Genomic DNA, 20,690 nt, shown 5'->3' with positions numbered 1-20,690 from the left:
GGTCCGTCAGCCACTCACGCCCCGGCCGAGCTCCCACAACTGGAGCGTCGACGAGGAGTTGAGGGCGTACGCGGTACCCGTGATGTCGTCGCGCGCGGCGACGTACTGCTTGCCCTGCCACAGCGGCAGCACCGGTACGTCGGAGGCGACGATGTCCTGAATGTCCGTCAGGCTGCTGGAGGCGGACAGCCGGTCCGCCTCACGGCGCGACTCCGGGATCAGGGTGTTGCGGATCCGGCTGTTGTCGTACGGCGAGCCGAGGGTGTTGTCCTTGTCCAGGAAGGGCGCGAGGAAGTTGTCGGCGTCCGGGAAGTCCGGGAACCAGCCCATGCCGTAGACGTCGTAGTCGCCCTTCTTCTCAGCCGGGCGGAAGGTGTCCCACGGCGTGCCCTTGACGCTGACGTCGAACAGGCCGCTGGAGTTCAGCTGGTCGCGGAGGACCTGGAACTCCTGCTTGGTGGCCGGACCGTAGTGGTCGGTCGTGTAGTGCAGCGTCAGCTTCACCGGGGCGGTGACGTTCGCCTGGTTGAGCAGCGAGCGCGCCTTGGTGACGTTCGGGTCGCCGTACTTGTTGAAGAACGAGTTGGAGTGGCCGGTGACGCTGGCCGGGACGAGCGAGTACAGCGGCTCGGCCTGCGATCCGTAGACCTTGGAGACCAGCGCGCTGCGGTTGACGACCTGGGCCATCGCCTGGCGTACGGCCTTGGACTTCACGGTCGGGGCGTCGGTGTTGAAGCCCAGGTAGCGGATCTCCAGGCCGGGCATCTCGACGAGGTCGATGCCGGTGTCCGCGTCGCCCGAGAGCTTGCGGATCTGCTCCGGTGACATCGCACGGGTCATCAGGTCGATGTCGCCCTTGTTCAACGCCGTGCCCATGGCGTCGGCGTCCTTGAAGGAGACCATGTCGACCTTGTCGTTGTTCACCTTCAGGCTCCCCTTGTAGGAGGGGTTCCGGGTGAACCGGGCCTTGACCATCTCGTTGTTCTCGACCTCGGCCTTGAGCGTGTACGGGCCGGAGCCCTCGAGGTCGAAGCCGTCGCGCAGCTTGTTCTTCGGGTAGTCGTCGGGGTCGACGATGCCGGCGACCGGGGTCGACAGCTTGTACGGGAACGTCGCGTCGGCGGTCTTGAGGTGGAAGATGACCTCGCGGTCGCCCTGCGTCTCGACGGTGTCGATGGTGGACAGCAGCGCGAACACGCCGCTGTCGGCCTTGAGGGAACGGGCGCGGTCGATCGAGTACTTGACGTCGGCCGCGGTGACGGAGTCGCCGTTCGCGAACTTCAGTCCGTCGCGCAGGGTGCAGGCGTAGCGCTCGTTGCCGGTGTCGGTGAAGCCGCAGCGCTCGGCGGCCTCGGGTACCGGCTCGCCCTCGCCGCGCGGCTGGATCATCAGGGTCTGCACGGTCTGGCGCAGGATGTTCCAGGTGCCGACGTCGTAGGCGTACGCCGGGTCGAGGGGTGCGGGGGCGTCCTTCGAGGCGGTGAACCGGTCCGTGGTGCCGACGACGATCGCGTCGCCGTTGTCGCTCCCGCTGTCCGTCCCGCCGCAGGCGGCGAGCACCGGCGCGAGCAGGCCGATCACGGCCGGCAGCACCAAAGTCTTGCGGTTCATGCTCGAGTTTCTCCAGAGCTGTCGACTCCGTGTACCCGGCATGCAGGGGTGGCGCAGCGGATCACGGGGGTGGGGCGATGTTCTCGCGTCGAGATTAGTCGCGGTCGGCAGGAGGGTTCGCCGCCACCGGAGTTGAGCACCCATCACGCTGCGGAACCGGGCGTGGACGCACCGAAAACCCGACAGCGGAAGCTTTGGTGCAGCGTTCCATCAATCGGGACACAAGGGCACGCCGACAGCCCTCTTGAAGAGGTGCGCAGCATGCTCCGGACCTGCTGTCGACCCCGGACTGCGTGGGGAACGTCACACCCGTAAACGGGTGCGAGCGTGCGGGAATTCGATCCTCCGGGGAGTTCGAATTCACTTCGGAATTACCCTCCTAACACCGCTGCACGCTGGGTGAACAGCTAGCGCATTTCCGTCATCAGGCCGTGCAGAAATGTCAGGTCGACCTCTTCGAGAGAGGTGACGACCGTACGCCTCAGGGCCGGGGCGATGGGGGCCACGGAGGGCACCGCCACGACTTGGCAGCCCGCGGCCTCGGCGGCGGCGACTCCGGTCGCGGTGTCCTCGATGACGGCGCACCGGGCGGGCTCGGCTCCGAGGCCGGCGGCGGCCGCCAGATAAGGGTCGGGGTGGGGCTTGGTGCGCGGCACCTCGTCACCGGCCACCGTGAGGCTGAAGTGGTGGGCGCCCAGGGAGGTCAGCACCCGGTCGATGATGCGCCGGTGCGAGGCGGAGACCAGGGCCGTGGGGATCTCGTACTCGTACAGCTCGGCCAGCAGCCGGCCGGCGCCGGGCATCAGCGGCAGGGCGTGGCCGATGCGCTCCTCGAAGCCGTCGTTCAGCAGGACCGTGAGCTCGTCGAGGGTGATGTCCGCGCCGGTGGCCTCGATCAGGAACCCCGCGCTGCGGGTCATGGGACCGCCGACCACGACATGCCGCCAGGACTCGTCCAGCCTGTGGCCGAGGGAGGCGAAGACCTCGACCTCGACGTCCCACCAGAAGCCCTCCGTGTCCACCAGGGTGCCGTCCATGTCGAGGAGCACGGCCTGCAGGGCCGAGCCCTCGGCCGTACGTGTACCGAGCGCGGGGACCGTACTGGTCATCCACCTACCTCCTTGAGGGACGATCAGGCCGGTTCCCACGTGGGAACCGGCCTGCAGTGGACCGACCAGTCTACGTCGTGTGCGGTCGAAGTGCCTCGTTTAACCGCTGTGCCCCCGGGCACAACGTGCATACACCGGGGGTCGCTGTGGCGTGTGCCCGACGGGGCGGCTCAGCGGGCGTTGAAGTACTTCGCCTCCGGGTGGTGGATCACGATGGCGTCCGTGGACTGCTCGGGGTGCAGCTGGAACTCCTCGGACAGGTGGACGCCGATGCGCTCCGGCTGGAGCAGGTCGGCGATCTTCGCGCGGTCCTCCAGGTTGGGGCAGGCGCCGTAGCCCAGGGAGAAGCGGGCCCCCCGGTACTTCAGCTCGAACATGCCCTGCATCTCGTCCGGGTCCTCGCCGGCGAAGCCGAGTTCGGATCGCACGCGCGCGTGCCAGTACTCGGCGAGCGCCTCGGCCAGCTGCACGGACAGGCCGTGCAGTTCGAGGTAGTCGCGGTAGGCGTTGGCCTCGAAGAGCCGCGCGGTCTCCTCGCCGATGCGCGAGCCGACGGTGACGACCTGGAGGCCCACGACGTCGGTCTCGCCGGACTCCTCCGGGCGGAAGAAGTCGGCCAGGCACAGGCGCCGGCCGCGGCGCTGGCGCGGGAAGGTGAAGCGGGTGCGCTCGTTGCCCTGCTCGTCCAGGATGATCAGATCGTCGTCCTTGGAGACGCACGGGAAGTAGCCGTAGACCACGGCCGCCTCCAGCAGGTTCTCCGTCTGGAGCTTGTCCAGCAGCCCGCGCAGCCGGGGCCGGCCCTCGCCCTCGACCAGTTCCTCGTACGACGGGCCCTCGCCGGTGCGGGCCTGCTTCAGGCCCCACTGGCCCTTGAACAGGGCGCCCTCGTCGAGCCAGCTCGCGTACTCCTTGAGCTGGATGCCCTTGATCACACGGGTGCCGCGGAAGGGCGGCTCGGGGACCGGGTTGTCGGTGGCGACGTCGGAGCGGACGTGCCCCTCCTCGGGGTGCTCCTCGACGGCGGCCGGGGCGGTGGCCCGCACGCGGCGCTGCTTCAGCTCGGGCAGCTTCGCACCGGGCACGCCCCGCTTGACGCCGATCAGGGCGTCCATCAGGCGCAGGCCCTCGAAGGCGTCGCGGGCGTAGCGGACCTCGCCCGCGTAGATCTCGTGCAGGTCCTGTTCGACGTAGGCGCGGGTGAGGGCGGCGCCGCCGAGGATCACCGGGAAGCGGGCGGCAAGTCCCCGGGTGTTGAGCTCCTCCAGGTTCTCCTTCATGATCACGGTGGACTTGACCAGGAGACCGGACATGCCGATGACGTCGGCCTTGTGCTCCTCGGCGGCGTCCAGGATCGCGGAGACCGGCTGCTTGATGCCCAGGTTGACGACGTTGTAGCCGTTGTTGGTCAGGATGATGTCGACGAGGTTCTTGCCGATGTCGTGCACGTCGCCGCGCACGGTGGCCAGCACGATGGTGCCCTTGCCGGCCTCGTCGGTCTTCTCCATGTGCGGTTCGAGGTGGGCGACGGCCGTCTTCATCACCTCGGCGGACTGGAGGACGAACGGCAGCTGCATCTGGCCGGAGCCGAACAGCTCACCGACGACCTTCATGCCCTCCAGCAGCGTCTCGTTGACGATGTCCAGGGCCGGGCGGGACTGCAGGGCCTCGTCGAGGTCGGCCTCCAGGCCGTTCTTCTCACCGTCGATGATGCGCCGCTTCAGGCGCTCGTCCAGCGGCAGGGCGGCCAGTTCCTCGGCCTTGCCGGCCTTGAGGGACTTGGCGGTGGCGCCCTCGAACAGCTGCATCAGCTTCTGCAGCGGGTCGTAGCCCTCGGCGCGGCGGTCGTAGATGAGGTCCAGAGCCGTCTGGACCTCCTCCTCGCTGAAGCGGGCGATCGGCAGGATCTTGCTCGCGTGCACGATCGCCGAGTCCAGGCCCGCCTTGACGCACTCGTCGAGGAAGACGGAGTTGAGCAGGATGCGGGCGGCCGGGTTGAGGCCGAAGGAGATGTTGGACAGGCCGAGGGTGGTCTGCACCTTCGGGTGGCGCCGCTTCAGCTCGCGGATGCCCTCGATGGTGGCGATGCCGTCCTTGCGGGACTCCTCCTGGCCGGTGCAGATGGTGAAGGTCAGGCAGTCGACGAGGATGTCCTCCTCGTGGATGCCCCAGTTGCCGGTCAGGTCGTCGATGAGCCGTTCGGCGATCTCGACCTTCTTCTCGGCGGTGCGGGCCTGGCCCTCCTCGTCGATGGTCAGCGCGATCAGCGCGGCGCCGTGCTCCCTGGCGAGCTGGGTGACCTTGGCGAAGCGGGACTCGGGGCCGGCGCCGTCCTCGTAGTTCACCGAGTTGATCACCGCGCGGCCGCCGAGCTTCTCCAGACCGGCCCGGATGACGTCGACCTCGGTGGAGTCCAGCACGATCGGCAGCGTGGAGGCGGTGGCGAAGCGGCCGGCCAGTTCCTCCATGTCGGCGACGCCGTCGCGGCCGACGTAGTCCACGCACAGGTCGAGCATGTGCGCGCCTTCGCGGATCTGCTCGCGGGCCATCTCGACGCAGTCGTCCCAGCGGCCGTCCAGCATGGCCTCGCGGAACTTCTTCGAGCCGTTGGCGTTCGTCCGCTCGCCGATGGCCAGGTAGGAGGTGTCCTGGCGGAACGGCACCGACTGGTACAGCGACGCCGCGCCCGGCTCGGGCTGCGGGCTGCGCTCGCTCGGGGTGACGTCCCGGACGCGCTCCACCAGCTGGCGCAGGTGTTCCGGCGTGGTGCCGCAGCAGCCGCCGACCAGGGACAGGCCGTAGTCCCGGACGAAGTTCTGCTGGGCGTCGGCCAGGCCCTCGGGGTCGAGCGGGAAGTGGGCGCCGTCCTTGGTGAGGATCGGCAGGCCGGCGTTCGGCATGCACAGCAGCGGGATGCGCGAGTGGCGCGTCAGATAGCGCAGGTGCTCGCTCATCTCGGCCGGGCCGGTGGAGCAGTTCAGGCCGATCATGTCGATGCCGAGCGGCTCCAGCGCGGTCAGCGCCGCGCCGATCTCGGAACCGAGCAGCATGGTGCCGGTGGTCTCGAAGGCCATCGAGCACAGCAGGGGCACCTCGACGCCGGTGGCCTCCATGGCCCGGCGGGCGCCCAGGACGGAGGCCTTCGTCTGGAGCAGGTCCTGCGTGGTCTCCACGAGCAGCGCGTCCGCGCCGCCGGCGAGCAGGCCCTCGGCGTTGGCCTGGTAGCCGTCGCGGATGGTGCCGTAGGTGACGTGGCCGAGCGTGGGCAGCTTCGTGCCCGGGCCGATCGAGCCGAGCACCCAGCGCGGCCGGCCGTCCCGGGCGGCGTGCTCGTCGGCCGCCTCGCGGGCGATCCGGGCACCCGCCTCGGACAGTTCGTGCACCCGGTCGGAGATCTCGTACTCCGCCGCGGCCGTGTGGTTGGCGCCGAAGGTGTTGGTCTCGACGCAGTCGACGCCGACCGCGAAGTACGCGTCGTGGACGGAACGGACGATGTCCGGCCGGGTCACGTTGAGGATCTCGTTACAGCCTTCGAGATTCTCGAAGTCCTCGAGCGTCGGGTCCTGCGCCTGGAGCATGGTGCCCATGGCCCCGTCGGCCACGACCACACGGCTGGCCAGGGCCTCTCGGAGGGCGGACACACGGGTCCGGCTGTCGGAAGGGGTCGGTGGCAACGAGGCCATGTAAAGGGCTCCCTCGAGTGCGACGGCTGTCGGCTATGCGGCTTCCCGGACACACGGGGGGCATCCGGGGGAACGGCGCACGGCGCCAGCGTAACCGGGCACGGGCCGCGATGGGCAGGGCGTCCACGGGACGGACGCGAATGGCGCGCCTGATCGCCCATGTGGCACTGATGAGCCCCTGAGGTGCTCCTGATGTGCCACGTGTGACGCGCCGCGGCGCGGCGCCGGTGCCCCACGGGTCGACACGCCGCCGCGACACAAAGCGACCCGCCGGCGCAACAAATGGTGACCGCCATTAGCGAGAGGTCGGCATCGACCGGTAGTGTTCGGCATTGCCGAACAAAGGCTGCGGGCGCCGCTGGTCGGCGGTCGAAGGGGACGGAGGCAGTACGGCGATGGCACGGAACATCCAGTCGCTCGAACGGGCGGCCGCGATGCTGCGGCTGCTCGCGGGCGGCGAGCGGCGGCTCGGCCTGTCGGACATCGCCTCGTCGCTGGGCCTGGCCAAGGGCACCGCTCACGGCATCCTGCGCACCCTCCAGCAAGAGGGCTTCGTGGAGCAGGACGACACCTCGGGGCGCTACCAGCTCGGCGCGGAACTGCTGCGCCTGGGCACCACCTACCTCGACGTGCACGAGCTGCGGGCGCGCGCCCTGGTGTGGACCGACGACCTGGCGCGGTCCAGCGGCGAGAGCGTCTACCTGGGCGTGCTGCACCAGCAGGGCGTGCTGATCGTGCACCACGTGTTCCGGCCCGACGACAGCAGGCAGGTCCTGGAGATCGGGGCCATGCAGCCGCTGCACTCCACGGCTCTGGGCAAGGTGCTCTCCGCCTACGACCCGGTGGCGCACAGCGAGGCCCTGGAGGCCGACCGCAAGGCGTTCACGGACCGGACCGTGTGCGAGCCGGAGGACTTCGAGCACATCCTCGACGTCACACGCGCGCGTGGTTACGCGGCGGACGTCGAGGAGACCTGGGAGGGCGTCGCCTCCCTGGCCGCACCCATCCACGACCGGCGGCGCATGCCGGTCGGCGCGGTCGGCATCACGGGTGCCGTGGAGCGGCTGTGCCGGCCCGACGAAGAGCGAGCGCTGCGCCCCGAGCTGATCGCGGCCGTCCGGGACTGCGCTCGCGCGGTCTCCCGGGATCTGGGTGCAGGGCGGTTCTGACGGGGACACGCGAGGACCGAGGACCGGGCCGCCACAGGGCGTTCCGGTCCTCGGCATGCCCGCGCTCAGGGGCCGCCGGCGAGCCGCGCTGGAGATCCACGGGGCCTCGGCGATCAGTAACGATCGTGTTTTCGACAACACAGCCCTTGACGTGCTCGTAACGCCGAAGCAAGACTCCCGTCCATCGGTCGACATTGTCGAACAGCTACCGGCAATACGCGCTAGAGTGTGACAACGCCAGGCCGGTATAGAACTTCACCCCTGGACGAAGGACAAAGGAGTCGCGGGTGTCCAGCTCCGACATCTTCATCGGCGAGACCATCGGTACCGCCATACTCATCCTCCTCGGCGGCGGAGTCTGCGCCGCCGTCACGCTGAAGGCCTCCAAGGCCCGTAACGCCGGCTGGCTCGCCATCACCTTCGGGTGGGGCTTCGCGGTGCTCACGGCGGTCTACACGTCGGCGCCGCTGTCCGGCGCCCACCTGAACCCCGCCGTGACCCTCGCGATCGCGATCAAGGACGGCGACTGGAAGAACGTCCCGGTCTACTGGGCCGGACAGATCCTCGGCGCCATGATCGGTGCCGCCCTGGTCTGGATCGCCTACTACGGCCAGTTCCAGGCGCATCTCACCGACCGGGAGATCGTCGGCGGGCCGGGCGCGCAGGACACGGCCAAGGCCGTCGAGGCCCAGGAGAAGGCCGCCGGCCCCGTGCTGGGCGTCTTCTCCACGGGGCCCGAGGTCCGGGTCGCCTGGCAGAACGTCGCCACGGAGATCATCGGCACCGTCGTGCTCGTGCTCGCCGTGCTCACCCAGGGCCTGAACGACAAGGGCAACGGCCTGGGCACGCTGGGCGCGCTGATCACCGCGCTCGTGGTGGTGTCCATCGGCCTGTCCCTCGGCGGTCCGACGGGCTACGCGATCAACCCGGCACGTGACCTCGGTCCGCGCATCGTGCACGCCCTGCTGCCCCTGCCCAACAAGGGCGGCTCCGACTGGGGCTACGCCTGGGTCCCGGTGGTCGGTCCGCTGATCGGCGGCGCCATCGCGGCAGGCATCTACAACGTCGCATTCGCCTGAGAAGCAGTTCTCGCGCCCGTCGCGAAACTTCCAGCACGCGCCGTACGTAAAGCCCCTTAAACCCGGAATTATCAGGAGCACACAGTGACCGACGCGCACACCGCCGGCCCCTTCATCGCCGCCATCGACCAGGGCACCACCTCGTCCCGCTGCATCGTCTTCGACCGCGACGGCCGGATCGTGTCCGTCGACCAGAAGGAACACGAGCAGATCTTCCCGAAGCCGGGCTGGGTCGAGCACAACGCCACCGAGATCTGGACCAACGTCCAGGAGGTCGTCGCCGGGGCCATCGAGAAGGCCGGCATCACCCGCGACGACATCAAGGCCATCGGCATCACCAACCAGCGCGAGACGACCGTGCTGTGGGACAGGAACACCGGTGAGCCCGTCCACAACGCCATCGTCTGGCAGGACACCCGCACCGACACCCTCTGCCGCGAGCTCGGCCGCAACGTGGGCCAGGACCGCTTCCGCCGCGAGACGGGTCTCCCCCTCGCCTCCTACTTCGCCGGTCCGAAGGCCCGCTGGCTGCTCGACAACGTCGACGGGCTGAAGGAGCGCGCCGAGGCGGGCGACATCCTCTTCGGCACCATGGACAGCTGGGTCATCTGGAACCTGACCGGCGGTGTCGACGGCGGCAAGCACGTCACGGACGTCACCAACGCCTCCCGCACGATGCTGATGAACCTGCACACGATGCAGTGGGACGACAAGATCTGCGAGTCCATCGGCGTCCCGAAGCAGATCCTGCCCGAGATCCGCTCCTCCGCCGAGGTCTACGGCGAGATCACCGGCGGCAAGCTGGGCGACCTGCTCGGCGGCATCCCCGTCGCCTCCGCGCTCGGCGACCAGCAGGCCGCCCTGTTCGGCCAGACGTGTTTCGCCGAGGGCGAGACCAAGTCGACCTACGGCACCGGCACCTTCATGGTGATGAACACCGGCGACAAGATCATCAACTCGTACAGCGGTCTGCTGACCACCGTCGGCTACAAGATCGGCGACCAGGACACGGTCTACGCCCTGGAGGGCTCGATCGCCGTCACCGGTTCGCTGGTGCAGTGGATGCGCGACCAGATGGGCCTGATCTCCACGGCCGCCGAGATCGAGACGCTCGCGCTGTCGGTGGAGGACAACGGCGGCGCCTACTTCGTGCCGGCCTTCTCCGGCCTGTTCGCCCCGTACTGGCGCTCCGACGCCCGCGGTGTGATCGCCGGCCTGACCCGGTACGTCACCAAGGCGCACCTGGCGCGTGCCGTCCTGGAGGCCACCGCCTGGCAGACGCGGGAGATCGCCGACGCCATGACGAAGGACTCCGGCGTCGAACTGGCCGCCCTGAAGGTCGACGGCGGCATGACCTCCAACAACCTGCTGATGCAGACCCTCGCCGACTTCGTGGACGCCCCCGTGGTGCGCCCGATGGTCGCCGAGACCACCTGCCTCGGCGCCGCCTACGCCGCCGGCCTCGCCGTCGGCTTCTGGAACAGCACCGACGACCTGCGCGCCAACTGGCGCCGGGCCGCCGAGTGGACCCCCCGCATGGACGCGGACACCCGCGCCCGTGAGTACAAGAACTGGCTCAAGGCCGTCGAGCGGACCATGGGCTGGCTCGAGGACGAGGAGTAAGAAACCGTATGACCAGTCAGTCCACCCTGAAGTCCGTGCCTGCCCTGGGGACGCGCCCGTCCTCCGGCTCGAACCCGAGCCGAGCCGAGACCAGGGAGCAGCTCGCCAAGGCGTCGTACGACCTTCTCGTGATCGGCGGCGGCATTCTGGGCATCTCCACCGCCTGGCACGCCGCGCAGTCCGGCCTCAGGGTGGCTCTGGTCGACGCCGGCGACTTCGCCGGTGCCACCTCCTCCGCCTCCTCCAAGCTGCTCCACGGCGGTCTGCGCTACCTGCAGACCGGCGCGGTGAAGCTGGTGGCGGAGAACCACTTCGAGCGCCGTGCGGTCTCCCGGCAGGTGGCTCCCCACCTGGCGAACCCGCTCACGTTCTACCTCCCCGTCTACAAGGGCGGGCCGCACGGCGCGGCGAAGCTCGGGGCGGGCGTCTTCGCCTACTCCGCGCTGTCGGCCTTCGGCGACGGCGTCGGGCATCTGCTCTCGCCGGCCAAGGCCGCGCAGGACGTGCCCGAGCTGCGCACCGAGAACCTCAAGGCCGTGGCCGTGTACGGCGACGACCAGATGAACGACGCGCGCATGGCGCTGATGACGGTCCGCGGGGCCGTCGAGGCGGGCGCGGTCGTCCTCAACCACGCCGAGGTGACGGGCCTGCGCTTCACCCAGGGCCGCGTCACCGGCGCCGAGCTCAGGGACCGTCTCTCCGGCGACGAGTTCGGCGTCAACGCCCGGCTGGTGCTGAACGCGACCGGCCCGTGGGTCGACCACCTGCGCCGCATGGAGGACGCGAACGCCGCGCCGTCCATCCGCCTGTCCAAGGGCGCCCACCTGGTCCTGAAGCGCACCTCCCCCTGGAAGGCCGCGCTCGCGACCCCGATCGACAAGTACCGCATCACCTTCGCCCTCCCCTGGGAGGACATGCTGCTGCTGGGCACCACCGACGAGGAGTTCGAGGGCGACCCGGCGGATGTCGCGGTCACCGACAAGGACATATCCCAGATCCTCGACGAGGCCGCCTTCTCGGTCCGCGACCAGCAGCTGAGCCGCGACCTCATCACGTACGCCTTCGCCGGCCTGCGCGTGCTGCCGGGCGGCCCCGGCGACACCGCGAAGGCCAAGCGCGAGACGGTGGTGACCGAGGGCAAGGGCGGGATGCTGTCCGTCGCGGGCGGCAAGTGGACCACGTTCCGGCACATCGGCCGCACGATCATGAAGAAGCTGGAGTCGCTGCCGGGCCACCCGCTGGGCGACGACTTCGAGCCCATCAGCTCGCTGCCGAAGAAGCTGCCGCTGCCCGGCATCGCCAACCCCCGCGCGGTCGCCCACCGGCTGCTGACCGACCGCCCGGCACCCGGCCCGCGCATGGCGGCCGACACCGCCAGGCACCTGGCCACGCACTACGGCTCGCTGGCCTTCGACATCGCCCGTCTGGCCAACGAGAGCCCCGAGCTCGCCGAGCGCGTCCACCCGGACGCCCCGGAGATCTGGGCGCAGGTCGTCTGGGCCCGTGACCACGAATGGGCCGAGACGCAGGACGACGTGCTGCGCCGTCGCACGACGCTGACGATCCGCGGCCTGGCCACGGACGACGTCCGCGCCAAGGTCCAGGACCTGCTCGACAAGAAGTAGGCACGGCTCGGGAGGGTCCCCGTCACGGGGGCCGGGGGACCCCTCGCGGGGACCCGGGGGGGATCCCGTTGCCGGAAGGGGCGGTTCCACGCCGACGGAGCCGCCCCTTCCGCGTTCCCGACCCCCATAATGACCTGATACGTCGGAGGTCTTGAGCGACAGGGAGGCCGGCCATGGCAGTCACCGACGAGGCGATCGAAAAGATCAAGGGCATGATCGTCTCCGGCGCGCTGCGCCCGGGCGACCGGCTGCCCAAGGAGAGCGAACTCGCCGCCGACCTAGGCCTGTCGCGCAACTCCCTGCGGGAGGCCGTCCGCGCGCTGTCCCTGATCCGGATCCTGGACGTCCGGCAGGGCGACGGCACATACGTCACCAGCCTCGATCCGCAGCTGCTGCTGGAGGCGCTGAGCTTCGTCGTGGACTTCCACCGCGACGACACGGTCCTGGAGTTCCTGGCGGTACGCCGCATCCTGGAGCCGGCGGCGACGGCGATGGCCGCCCTGCGGATCAGCGAACAGCAGCTCGACGCACTCACGGCCCAGCTGGACAAGCTGGGTGACGACCCGTCCGTCGAGGACCTCGTCGGCTGCGACCTGGAGTTCCACCGGGGCATCGTGCAGAGCTCGGGCAACTCCGTGCTGTGCTCGCTGCTCGACGGGCTGTCGGGCCCCACCACCCGGGCCCGGATCTGGCGCGGCCTCACCCAGGAGGACGCGGTCGGCCGCACACTGCGCGAGCACCGGGCGATCCTCGCGGCCCTGCGGGACCGGGACGCCGAGGCGGCGCGCTCGTGGGCGACGGTTCACATCGCGAGCGTGGAGCAGTGGCTGCGCTCCACGCTGTGACCAGGGCCTCACGCACAGCTCGGATGAATCCGGGGTGTTCAGGGGTTGATCGCGGGGCAGTGATGGGGTCACTCCCTCTGCAAGGGGGCTGCGGGCGCCCCCTTGGCACGCCGTAAGGTTGGGGGGTACGCGAGGGCACGTCGGAAGGAGGCGCTGGGTGATCGAGCTCGAGGGGGTTCCCGAGCTGATCGACCCGGTCATGGTGGCCGCGTTCGAGGGCTGGAACGATGCCGGCGACGCCGCCTCCACCGCGGTCGCGCATCTGGACAGGGAGTGGAAGGGCGAGGTCTTCGCGGCGCTGGACGCCGAGGACTACTACGACTTCCAGGTCAACCGCCCCACGGTGTTCATGGAAGCCGGTGTCCGCAAGATCACCTGGCCGACGACAAGGCTGTCGGTGGTCCGGGTCGGCGGGGACAAGCCACGCGATCTCGTCCTGGTCCGGGGCATCGAACCGTCCATGCGCTGGCGGTCGTTCTGCAACGAACTGCTCGGCTTCGCACACGAGCTCGGCGTGGAACTGGTGGTCGTCCTGGGCGCCCTGCTCGGTGACACCCCGCACACCCGTCCGGTTCCGATCAGCGGGACGACGTCCGACCCGGACCTGGCCCGTCGCATGGACCTGGAGGAGACCAAGTACGAGGGGCCCACGGGCATCGTCGGCGTCCTCCAGGAGGCGTGCACGCACGCGGGCGTGCCGGCCGTCTCGCTGTGGGCGGCGGTGCCGCACTACGTGTCGCAGCCGCCGAACCCGAAGGCCACGCTGGCCCTGCTGAACCGGCTGGAGGATCTGATCGACGTGCGCATCCCGCTGGGTGAGCTGCCCGAGGACGCACGCGCCTGGCAGGTCGGCGTGGACCAGTTGGCCGCCGAGGACAGCGAGGTCGCCGAGTACGTCCAGTCGCTGGAGGAGGCCCGGGACACCGCCGAGCTGCCGGAGGCGTCCGGCGAGGCGATCGCCCGTGAGTTCGAGCGCTATCTGCGGCGCCGGGACGGCGGCGGACCGACCGCCTCCGGCGGGCACGCCACGGCGGACGGCAGCGACAGCACGTCGTACCTGCGGGACAACCCCAGCGGCCGTACGCGGCCTCCGAAGCCGCCCAAGCCGGGCACGGACGACGAGGAGTCGTCGGAGGACTGAGCGGGACCGAGCACAGCACCAGGGGCGCCTCCCGGCCGGGAGGCGCCCCTTCGCTCGCGTGCGGTACGGCTACAGCGCGACGCCCAGCAGCGCGTCCACCGCCCGGGAGACCACCCCGGGGGCGCCCTCGTCCGTGCCGCCGCTGCGCTCCTGGAGGGCGGCCCAGCGGTCGACCGCGGTGAGCGCGGCCGGGGCGTCCAGGTCGTCGGCGAGGGCCTCGCGGATCTCCGCCACGAGCGCCTCCGCCGACGGCCCGTCGGGCCGGGACACGGCGGCCCGCCAGCGGCCGAGCCGGGCCACGGCGTCCTCGAGGACCTGGTCGGTCCATTCCCAGTCGGCGCGGTAGTGGTGGGCGAGCAGCGCGAGCCGGATGGCGGCCGGGTCGACGCCGTCGCGCCGGAGCTTGGAGACGAAGACCAGGTTGCCCTTGGACTTGGACATCTTCTCGCCGTCGAGGGCGACCATGCCGGCGTGCACGTACGCCTTGGCCATGGGGAACTCGCCGGTGAGGGCCTGGGCGTGCGAGGCGCCCATCTCGTGGTGCGGGAAGGCCAGGTCGGAGCCGCCGCCCTGGATGTCGAAGCCCATGCCGAGGTGGTCGAGGGCGATGGCCACGCACTCGATGTGCCAGCCGGGGCGTCCGCGCCCGAGGGATCCGCCGTCCCAGCTGGGTTCGCCCTCCCGGGCCGCCATCCACAGCATCGGGTCGAGCGGGTTCTTCTTGCCCGGCCGGTCCGGGTCGCCGCCGCGCTCGGCGGACAGCAGCCGCATCGCCGTGGCGTCGAGCCCGGAGACCTTGCCGAAGTGCGGGTCGGACTCGACGGAAAAGTACACGTCGCCTTCGAGCTCGTACGCCGCGCCCATGTCACGCAGCCTTTCGACGAGCGGGACGATCCCGGGTATGGCCTCGACGGCGCCTATGTACTCGCGCGGCGGGAGCATCCGCAGGGCCGTCATGTCCTCGCGGAAGAGGGCCGTCTCCTGCTCGGCGAGCGCGGCCCAGTCGATGCCGTCGCGCTGCGCCCGCTCAAGGAGCGGGTCGTCGACGTCGGTGACGTTCTGGACGTAGTGAACCTGCCGCTTGGTGTCGAGCCACACGCGCTGCACGAGGTCGAACGCGTTGTAGGTCGCCGCGTGTCCGATGTGGGTGGCGTCGTACGGGGTGATGCCACAGACGTAGATACGGGCGACGGGACCGGGGTCGAGGGTGACCAGACCGCCGGTCGCGGTGTCGTGGATCCTCAGGTCGCGGCCCTGACCAGGCAGGGCGGGGACCTCGGAAGCGGGCCAGGCATGCATGCCTTGAGCCTAACCGGACTGAAGTTCCATATACGAACGGGAGGGGAGCGGACGGCCGAGAAGGCGCTCTTGCGGGAGCTCGGCGTCTGTGCTGCTACACGGGTGGCCAGGGGATCGCCGGCCACTCCCCGCTCGGCTCGGGATGCCTCCCCGAGGCGAGCAGCGCGGCGACCCGCGCGCGGGTGGCGTCGATCTCCGAGCCGGTGATCAGCGGCTGGAGCCGGGCCGTGAGGGGACCGCCGTCCGCCAGGTCCTTCCTGAGGCCTTCGAGGACGTCGACGGCCTCCTGTGTGAGGGGCTCCCCCGCCCACCCCCACAACAGGGTCCGCAGCTTGTTCTCGACGTTGAAGGTGACCCCGTGGTCGATCCCGTACAGCCGCCCCTCGCCGGTCGGCAGCAGGTGCCCGCCCTTGCGGTCGGCGTTGTTGAGCACGGCGTCCAGCACGGCGAGCCGCCGCAGCCGCTCGTCGTCCGCGTGCACGAGGAGCGCGGTGCGGCCCTCGCCGACCTCGGCGAAGCCGACGGCCTTCCAGCCCGGCTCCGGTTCCTCCCCGTCGACCAGCGCGAGCAGCTCCGCCTCCGGCGCCGCCTCGACCCACAGCTGGCACATGCCCTCGCCGTAGGGGCCGTCCCGCAGCACGGTGGGCGGGACCAGGCCCCAGCCGGTCGCCTCGGAGACCTCGTACGCGGCGACCTCGCGCTGGGCGAGCGTCCCGTCGGGGAAGTCCCACAGGGGCCGCTCGCCGGCGACCGGCTTGTAGATGCAGGCCGCGTCCCGGCCGTCGAGGGAGACCGTGCAGTACAGGGCCGCGTTGGACGCCTCACGGATGCGTCCGCGCACGGCGAGTTCGCCCCGGGCGAGCAGTTCGGCGGCCTGAGGAGGTGTCACGCTCCGCGGCGGTATCCGTTCTGGCGCGGACATACGTGTCCTTCCGGGTCGAGCGGGAGGCTGCACAGCGGGCACGGCGGCCGCCCGGCGTTGACGATGTCGAGGGCGCGCTTGGCGAAGGCCCTCGCCTGCGCGCCGGTGAGCCTGACCCGCAGCATCGGGGGCCCGTTCTCCTCGTCCTGGAGCAGCCGCTCCTCGGCCTCGGCGAGGTCCTCCTCGGTGTCGGCGTCGAGTTCGACGAGCGCCTGCGCCTCGACGATCATCAGCTGCTCCTCGCCGTCCCAGGCGAGCGCCATCGTGCCGACCCGGAACTCCTCCTCGATGGGGGTGTCCAGCGGGGCGGTGTCGGTGATCTCCGACGGTGCGACGGCGGGGACGGCGGCGCTGCCTCCGCTACGGCGTACGACCTCGTCGAGCAGTTCGTCCATGCGTTCGGCGAGCGCGGCGACCTGGGTCTTCTCCAGGGCCACGCTGGTCACCCGGGAGCCGGCGGAGGCCTGGAGGAAGAACGAACGGCGCCCGGGCAGTCCGACCGTGCCGGCCACGAAACGCTCCGGATGGTCGTAGAGGAACACCTGACGGGACACGTCCTGTCTCCATTGGAATCGTGGGAACCGTGTGACCACGGCACTGCTGCGACCGCTTCACCCTACTGCGGCCGACGATCACGGTGCGCCCGCACCACCCCCGACGGGGGCCTCGTCGCCCGGCGGTTCCTCGCGCGGCACCAGGGACGTGAAGTCGCCGGTGTCGCCGAGGCGGACGAGAAATGGCCGCAGCCGGGTGTAGCGGATCGCGGTGATGGAACACGGTTCAACGGAAATCCGCTGGAAGAGGTCCAGATGAAGTCCGAGTGCGTCCGCGACGAGCGACTTGATGATGTCGCCGTGCGAGCACATGAGGTAGACGGCGTCGGCGCCGTGGTCGCGCTCCACGCGCGCGTTCCACTCGCGCACGGCCTCGGCGGCGCGTGTCTGCATGGCCCGCATCGACTCCCCACCGGGGAACGCCGCGGCGGACGGGTGGGCCTGCACGACCTCCATCAGGGGCTCGTCCTTGAGCTCGTCGAGCTTGCGCCCCGACCAGTCGCCGTAGTGGCACTCGCCGATGCGCTCGTCGGTGTGCGGGCTGAGGTCCGGCCGGGCCTGGAGCAGGGGCCGGATCGTCTCCTGGCAGCGCTGGAGCGGGCTGGTGACGATCTCGGCGAGGGGCAGTTCGGCGAGCCGCCCGGGCAGCGCGGCGGCCTGCGCGGTGCCTCGTTCGTCGAGGGCGACACCGGGCGTCCAGCCGGCGAGCAGTCCCTCGGTGTTGGCGGTGGAACGTCCGTGCCGGACCAGGATCAACGTGGGCATGCGGTCCAGCGTAGGCGCACGCGCGCGTACGGTGTCGTTCGAGTGACGGGAGACTCTCTTAGTGATCGTCGACTGTGCCATCTACCGCGAGGGACACCGGTCGGAAGGGCCGGAGGACTTCTCCGACGCCCTGGGTGAGGCCCGCAGGGCGGGCGGTTTCGTGTGGATCGGGCTGCACGAGCCGACGGAGCGCGAATTCGACCAAGTGACGCAGGAGTTCGGACTGCATCCCCTGGCCGTCGAGGACGCCCTCAAGGCCCACCAGCGGCCCAAGCTGGAGGTCTATGACGACTCGCTCTTCGTGGTGCTCAAGCCCGTGGCGTACGAGCCGCAGAGCGACACCGTCTCCACCGGCGAGATCATGATCTTCCTGGGCGACGCGTTCGTCGTCACCGTCCGGCACGGCGAGGGCGCCCCGCTCAAGGCCGTACGGCGCCGGCTGGAGCAGGAGCCGGACCTCCTGGGCACCGGCCCCACCGCCGTCCTCTACGCCGTCGCCGACGCCGCCGTCGACCACTACCTGGAGGTCGCGACCGAGCTGCAGGCCGACCTGGAGGGACTGGAGGCGGAGGTCTTCTCACCGGACGACGGGGGCTCGCGGCACACCGCGTCGCGGATCTACAACTTCAAGCGGCAGGTCCTGGAGTTCCGCCGGGCGACCGGGCCGCTGGCCCTGCCGATGAGCCGGCTGGCGGGCACGGCACCCGCCGGCGCGGCCGTGCCGTTCGTGGACGACCGGGCGCGGCCGTTCTTCCGCGACGTCAGCGATCACCTCACGCGTGTGAACGAGTCCGTGGAGAACCTGGACCGGCTGGTGTCGGACATCCTGAACGCGCATCTGGCGCAGATGAGCGTCCGGCAGAACGACGACATGCGGAAGATCTCGGCGTGGGCGGCCATGGCCGCGATCCCCACGATGATCGCGGGGATCTACGGCATGAACTTCGAGCACATGCCCGAGCTGCGCTGGGAGTGGTCCTATCCGGCGCTGATCGCGGTGATGGCCGTGCTCGAGGTGCTGGTGTTCCGGCTCTTCAAGCGCCGGGGCTGGCTGTAGGGCGGGCCGGGGCCGGCTGCGGGCGGGCCGGCTCAGGCGAACTCGGGGGCCGTGGACGCGGGTCCGCCGAGGGCGTCGCGGCGCTCGGGCATCTTCAGGGACACCATCCGGCGCCAGCCGCCCAGCCGTTCGTAGGCGTACCTGGCGTGGATGCCCGCCGCGAGCACCGCCGACTTGGCCCTGGACCAGCCGAGGATGCGGCCCATGTGCGCCATGACGGCGAGGCTGACGTCCCGGTAGATCCGGATCTCGGCGAGCGCGCACGCGCGCAGGGTCCGCTGGATGGCCCGGCCGTGGCCCGCGTAGGCGAAGCGCAGCAGTTCCTCGTGGCAGTAGGCGAGGTGGTTGTCCTCGTCGCTGGAGATCTGCTTGACGGCGCGGCCGATGTCGGGGTCGTCGGCGAAGTGCCTGCGGAGCAGTCGCATCTGCTCGGAGGCGCGCTGTTCGGTGACCCTGCTGTGCGAGAGGTACGTGACGATGTCCTGGACCGTGAGCCGCTCGTCGCGGCCCAGCTGCTCGTGCGCGAGGCCGATGCCGTTCTTCTCCAGGAGCATCGTGTAGTCGGTCTCCGGCGGGACCGGGACGGGGTCGAGGCCGCGCTTCTTCATCAGAGCGTTGAAGATCCGGCCGTGCTTGTCCTCGTCGGCGCCGTGCCGGGTGATCTTGGGGGCGAGTTCCCGCTCGCTGTCGGGGACGAGCGCGGCGATACGGGCGTTCTCCCAGCCGCCCTGGGACTCGCCGCTCGCGGCGATGGAGCAGAACAGGGCGAAGGCCTTGTCGTCGGCGAGGATCTCCTGGAACACACTCTTGGCCGAAAGCATCGTGAGCACCTCTCCCGCGCACGTGCGCGTGCTGCGTGGTTCCGCAGGTTTCCGCAAAGAACGAGTCAAGTGCGGGACGGCAGACGCTGCAACAGGTGCGACGGGCGACTGGGCCGAACGGAGGACAGGCGGGGCCGGCACTGTCGCGGGGGTCTCTGCCGCCGGGCGGGGAGATCCCGCGTAACCGCGGGAGGCGCGGGGCGTTGTTCTGCGTGACGGCCGTGGCGGGGAAGACCTCCGAGCCCCCACCACGGCCGCAGACACCTCCGCCGGGTGCCGTCGTGTCAGGCGAGCCCGGCGCGCTCCAGGGCCTCGGTGCCGGCGCGGAGGGACGCGAGCCGCTCGTCGAGGGTGAAGCCGGCCGGGGCGAGGCTCAGGGTGGTGACGCCGGCCTCCGCGTAGGCCTTCATCCGGTCCGCGATCCGGTCGACGGACCCCAGCAGCGTGGTCTTGTCGATCAGCTCGTGCGGGACGGCGGCCGCGGCGCCCTGTTTGTCGCCGGACAGGTACTTGCCCTGGATCTCGGCGGCCTCCTTCTCGTAGCCCATGCGCTGGGCGAGCTGGTTGTAGAAGTTCTGCTTGGGGCTGCCCATGCCGCCGACGTACAGCGCGGTGTAGGGGCGGAAGGTGTCGGCGAGCGCGGTGACGTCCTTGTCGTCGCCGACGGCGAGCGGGACGGTCGGGCAGACGTCGAAGCCGTCGAGGGTCTTGCCGGCCTTCTCGCGCCCGGCGCGCAGGTACTTGATCGTCGTCTCCTCCAGGTGGTCGGCGGAGGGGAAGATCAGCAGGGCGCCGTCGGCGATCTCGCCGGTCTGCTCCAGGTTCTTCGGGCCGATCGCGGCGATGTACAGCGGGATGTGCTCGCGCTGCGGATGCACGGTCAGCTTGATGGGCTTGCCGGGGCCGCCGGGCAGGGGCAGCGTCCAGTGCTGCCCCTCGTAGGACAGGCGCTCGCGCGTCATGGCCTTGCGGACGATCTCGACGTACTCACGCGTGCGTGCCAGGGGCTTGTCGAACTTGACGCCGTACCAGCCTTCGGAGACCTGCGGGCCGGAGACGCCGAGGCCGAGGCGGAAGCGGCCGCCGGAGAGGGAGTCGAGGGTGGCCGCCGTCATGGCGGTCATCGCGGGCTGGCGGGCCGGGATCTGGAAGATGGCGGAGCCGACGTCGATGCGTTCGGTCTGGGCGGCGACCCAGGTCAGTACGGTGGCGGCGTCGGAGCCGTAGGCCTCGGCGGCCCAGCAGACGGCGTATCCGAGCCGGTCGGCCTCCTGGGCGACGGCCAGGTTGTCCGCGTCCATTCCGGCACCCCAGTAGCCGAGGTTGATACCGAGCTGCATGCCGAATCCCCTTACCGATCAGTAACGTGCACGTGCGCAGACCTTAG

16 protein-coding genes are annotated in these 20,690 nt (G+C 70.4%); 7 read left to right on the top strand and 9 right to left on the bottom strand.

Translation table 11 applies throughout. From position 1 onward, the window contains the following. Positions 1-6 precede the first annotated feature (6 nt). From AC07F0_RS32785 to metH, 3 genes are all read right to left on the bottom strand, one after another. Positions 7-1,611, bottom strand: a complete 1,605-nt coding sequence (locus tag AC07F0_RS32785) for an ABC transporter substrate-binding protein (protein WP_478983602.1) — start codon at positions 1,609-1,611, stop codon at positions 7-9. Positions 1,612-2,018: 407 nt separating this feature from the next. Continuing rightward, positions 2,019-2,720, bottom strand: coding sequence for an HAD family hydrolase (locus AC07F0_RS32780; protein WP_478983601.1), 702 nt, complete (start codon positions 2,718-2,720; stop codon positions 2,019-2,021). Positions 2,721-2,890: 170 nt separating this feature from the next. After that, complete coding sequence (gene metH, locus AC07F0_RS32775; RefSeq protein WP_478983600.1) at positions 2,891-6,403, bottom strand: methionine synthase; 3,513 nt, start codon at positions 6,401-6,403, stop codon at positions 2,891-2,893. 395 nt (positions 6,404-6,798) lie between these two features. Here metH and AC07F0_RS32770 point away from each other — a divergent pair, with 395 nt between their 5' ends. The 6 genes from AC07F0_RS32770 to AC07F0_RS32745 all read left to right on the top strand — a co-directional run bounded on the left by AC07F0_RS32770 (position 6,799) and on the right by AC07F0_RS32745 (position 13,885). Further along, positions 6,799-7,572, top strand: coding sequence for an IclR family transcriptional regulator (locus AC07F0_RS32770; protein ID WP_020276830.1), 774 nt, complete (start codon positions 6,799-6,801; stop codon positions 7,570-7,572). A 287-nt stretch (positions 7,573-7,859) separates the two neighbouring features. Next, complete coding sequence (locus AC07F0_RS32765) at positions 7,860-8,651, top strand: MIP/aquaporin family protein (RefSeq protein WP_478983599.1); 792 nt, start codon at positions 7,860-7,862, stop codon at positions 8,649-8,651. Between the two features lie 84 nt (positions 8,652-8,735). Beyond that, entirely contained in the window at positions 8,736-10,274 is a 1,539-nt protein-coding gene (glpK, locus tag AC07F0_RS32760) for a glycerol kinase GlpK (RefSeq protein WP_478983598.1), read from the top strand. 8 nt (positions 10,275-10,282) lie between these two features. Further along, entirely contained in the window at positions 10,283-11,899 is a 1,617-nt protein-coding gene (locus tag AC07F0_RS32755; RefSeq protein WP_478983597.1) for a glycerol-3-phosphate dehydrogenase/oxidase, read from the top strand. A gap of 173 nt (positions 11,900-12,072) precedes the next feature. Further along, complete coding sequence (locus tag AC07F0_RS32750; protein WP_436727340.1) at positions 12,073-12,744, top strand: FadR/GntR family transcriptional regulator; 672 nt, start codon at positions 12,073-12,075, stop codon at positions 12,742-12,744. A 157-nt stretch (positions 12,745-12,901) separates the two neighbouring features. Further along, the gene (locus AC07F0_RS32745; protein ID WP_020276825.1) at positions 12,902-13,885 is read left to right on the top strand and encodes a PAC2 family protein; all 984 of its coding nucleotides are present in this window, start codon (positions 12,902-12,904) and stop codon (positions 13,883-13,885) included. Positions 13,886-13,954: 69 nt separating this feature from the next. Here AC07F0_RS32745 and mshC read toward each other — a convergent pair whose 3' ends face one another. From mshC to AC07F0_RS32725, 4 genes are all read right to left on the bottom strand, one after another. Further along, complete coding sequence (mshC, locus tag AC07F0_RS32740) at positions 13,955-15,184, bottom strand: cysteine--1-D-myo-inosityl 2-amino-2-deoxy-alpha-D-glucopyranoside ligase (protein ID WP_478983595.1); 1,230 nt, start codon at positions 15,182-15,184, stop codon at positions 13,955-13,957. A gap of 94 nt (positions 15,185-15,278) precedes the next feature. Continuing rightward, positions 15,279-16,106, bottom strand: coding sequence for an SCO1664 family protein (locus tag AC07F0_RS32735; protein ID WP_478983594.1), 828 nt, complete (start codon positions 16,104-16,106; stop codon positions 15,279-15,281). After that, a complete protein-coding gene (locus AC07F0_RS32730; protein WP_086600096.1) occupies positions 16,070-16,660 on the bottom strand; it encodes a DUF3090 domain-containing protein in 591 nt (196 codons plus the stop codon). The genes AC07F0_RS32735 and AC07F0_RS32730 overlap by 37 nt, the downstream gene beginning before the upstream one ends. A gap of 78 nt (positions 16,661-16,738) precedes the next feature. Then, entirely contained in the window at positions 16,739-17,425 is a 687-nt protein-coding gene (locus AC07F0_RS32725) for a histidine phosphatase family protein (protein WP_436727337.1), read from the bottom strand. A gap of 61 nt (positions 17,426-17,486) precedes the next feature. Here AC07F0_RS32725 and corA point away from each other — a divergent pair, with 61 nt between their 5' ends. Further along, entirely contained in the window at positions 17,487-18,482 is a 996-nt protein-coding gene (gene corA / locus AC07F0_RS32720) for a magnesium/cobalt transporter CorA (RefSeq protein WP_478983593.1), read from the top strand. A 32-nt stretch (positions 18,483-18,514) separates the two neighbouring features. Here corA and AC07F0_RS32715 read toward each other — a convergent pair whose 3' ends face one another. Both AC07F0_RS32715 and AC07F0_RS32710 read right to left on the bottom strand, forming a co-directional pair. Next, a complete protein-coding gene (locus AC07F0_RS32715; RefSeq protein ID WP_478983592.1) occupies positions 18,515-19,303 on the bottom strand; it encodes a ferritin-like domain-containing protein in 789 nt (262 codons plus the stop codon). Between the two features lie 284 nt (positions 19,304-19,587). Then, positions 19,588-20,643 (bottom strand): LLM class F420-dependent oxidoreductase, encoded by a 1,056-nt coding sequence (locus AC07F0_RS32710; RefSeq protein WP_478983591.1) that lies wholly within the window; start codon positions 20,641-20,643, stop codon positions 19,588-19,590. Positions 20,644-20,690 lie beyond the last annotated feature (47 nt).

It is taken from the genome of Streptomyces sp. NPDC045955, from assembly GCF_056430805.1.
This window is presented reverse-complemented; position numbering and strand designations above follow the sequence as displayed.

Coding starts and splice junctions, on each gene's coding strand:
- AC07F0_RS32785 (WP_478983602.1), bottom strand. CDS start 1,611: ATGAACCGCAAGACTTTGGTGCTGCCGGCCGTGATCGGCCTGCTCGCG.
- AC07F0_RS32780 (WP_478983601.1), bottom strand. CDS start 2,720: ATGACCAGTACGGTCCCCGCGCTCGGTACACGTACGGCCGAGGGCTCG.
- metH (WP_478983600.1), bottom strand. CDS start 6,403: ATGGCCTCGTTGCCACCGACCCCTTCCGACAGCCGGACCCGTGTGTCC.
- AC07F0_RS32770 (WP_020276830.1), top strand. CDS start 6,799: ATGGCACGGAACATCCAGTCGCTCGAACGGGCGGCCGCGATGCTGCGG.
- AC07F0_RS32755 (WP_478983597.1), top strand. CDS start 10,283: ATGACCAGTCAGTCCACCCTGAAGTCCGTGCCTGCCCTGGGGACGCGC.
- AC07F0_RS32750 (WP_436727340.1), top strand. CDS start 12,073: ATGGCAGTCACCGACGAGGCGATCGAAAAGATCAAGGGCATGATCGTC.
- mshC (WP_478983595.1), bottom strand. CDS start 15,184: ATGCATGCCTGGCCCGCTTCCGAGGTCCCCGCCCTGCCTGGTCAGGGC.
- AC07F0_RS32735 (WP_478983594.1), bottom strand. CDS start 16,106: ATGTCCGCGCCAGAACGGATACCGCCGCGGAGCGTGACACCTCCTCAG.
- AC07F0_RS32725 (WP_436727337.1), bottom strand. CDS start 17,425: ATGCCCACGTTGATCCTGGTCCGGCACGGACGTTCCACCGCCAACACC.
- AC07F0_RS32715 (WP_478983592.1), bottom strand. CDS start 19,303: ATGCTTTCGGCCAAGAGTGTGTTCCAGGAGATCCTCGCCGACGACAAG.
- AC07F0_RS32710 (WP_478983591.1), bottom strand. CDS start 20,643: ATGCAGCTCGGTATCAACCTCGGCTACTGGGGTGCCGGAATGGACGCG.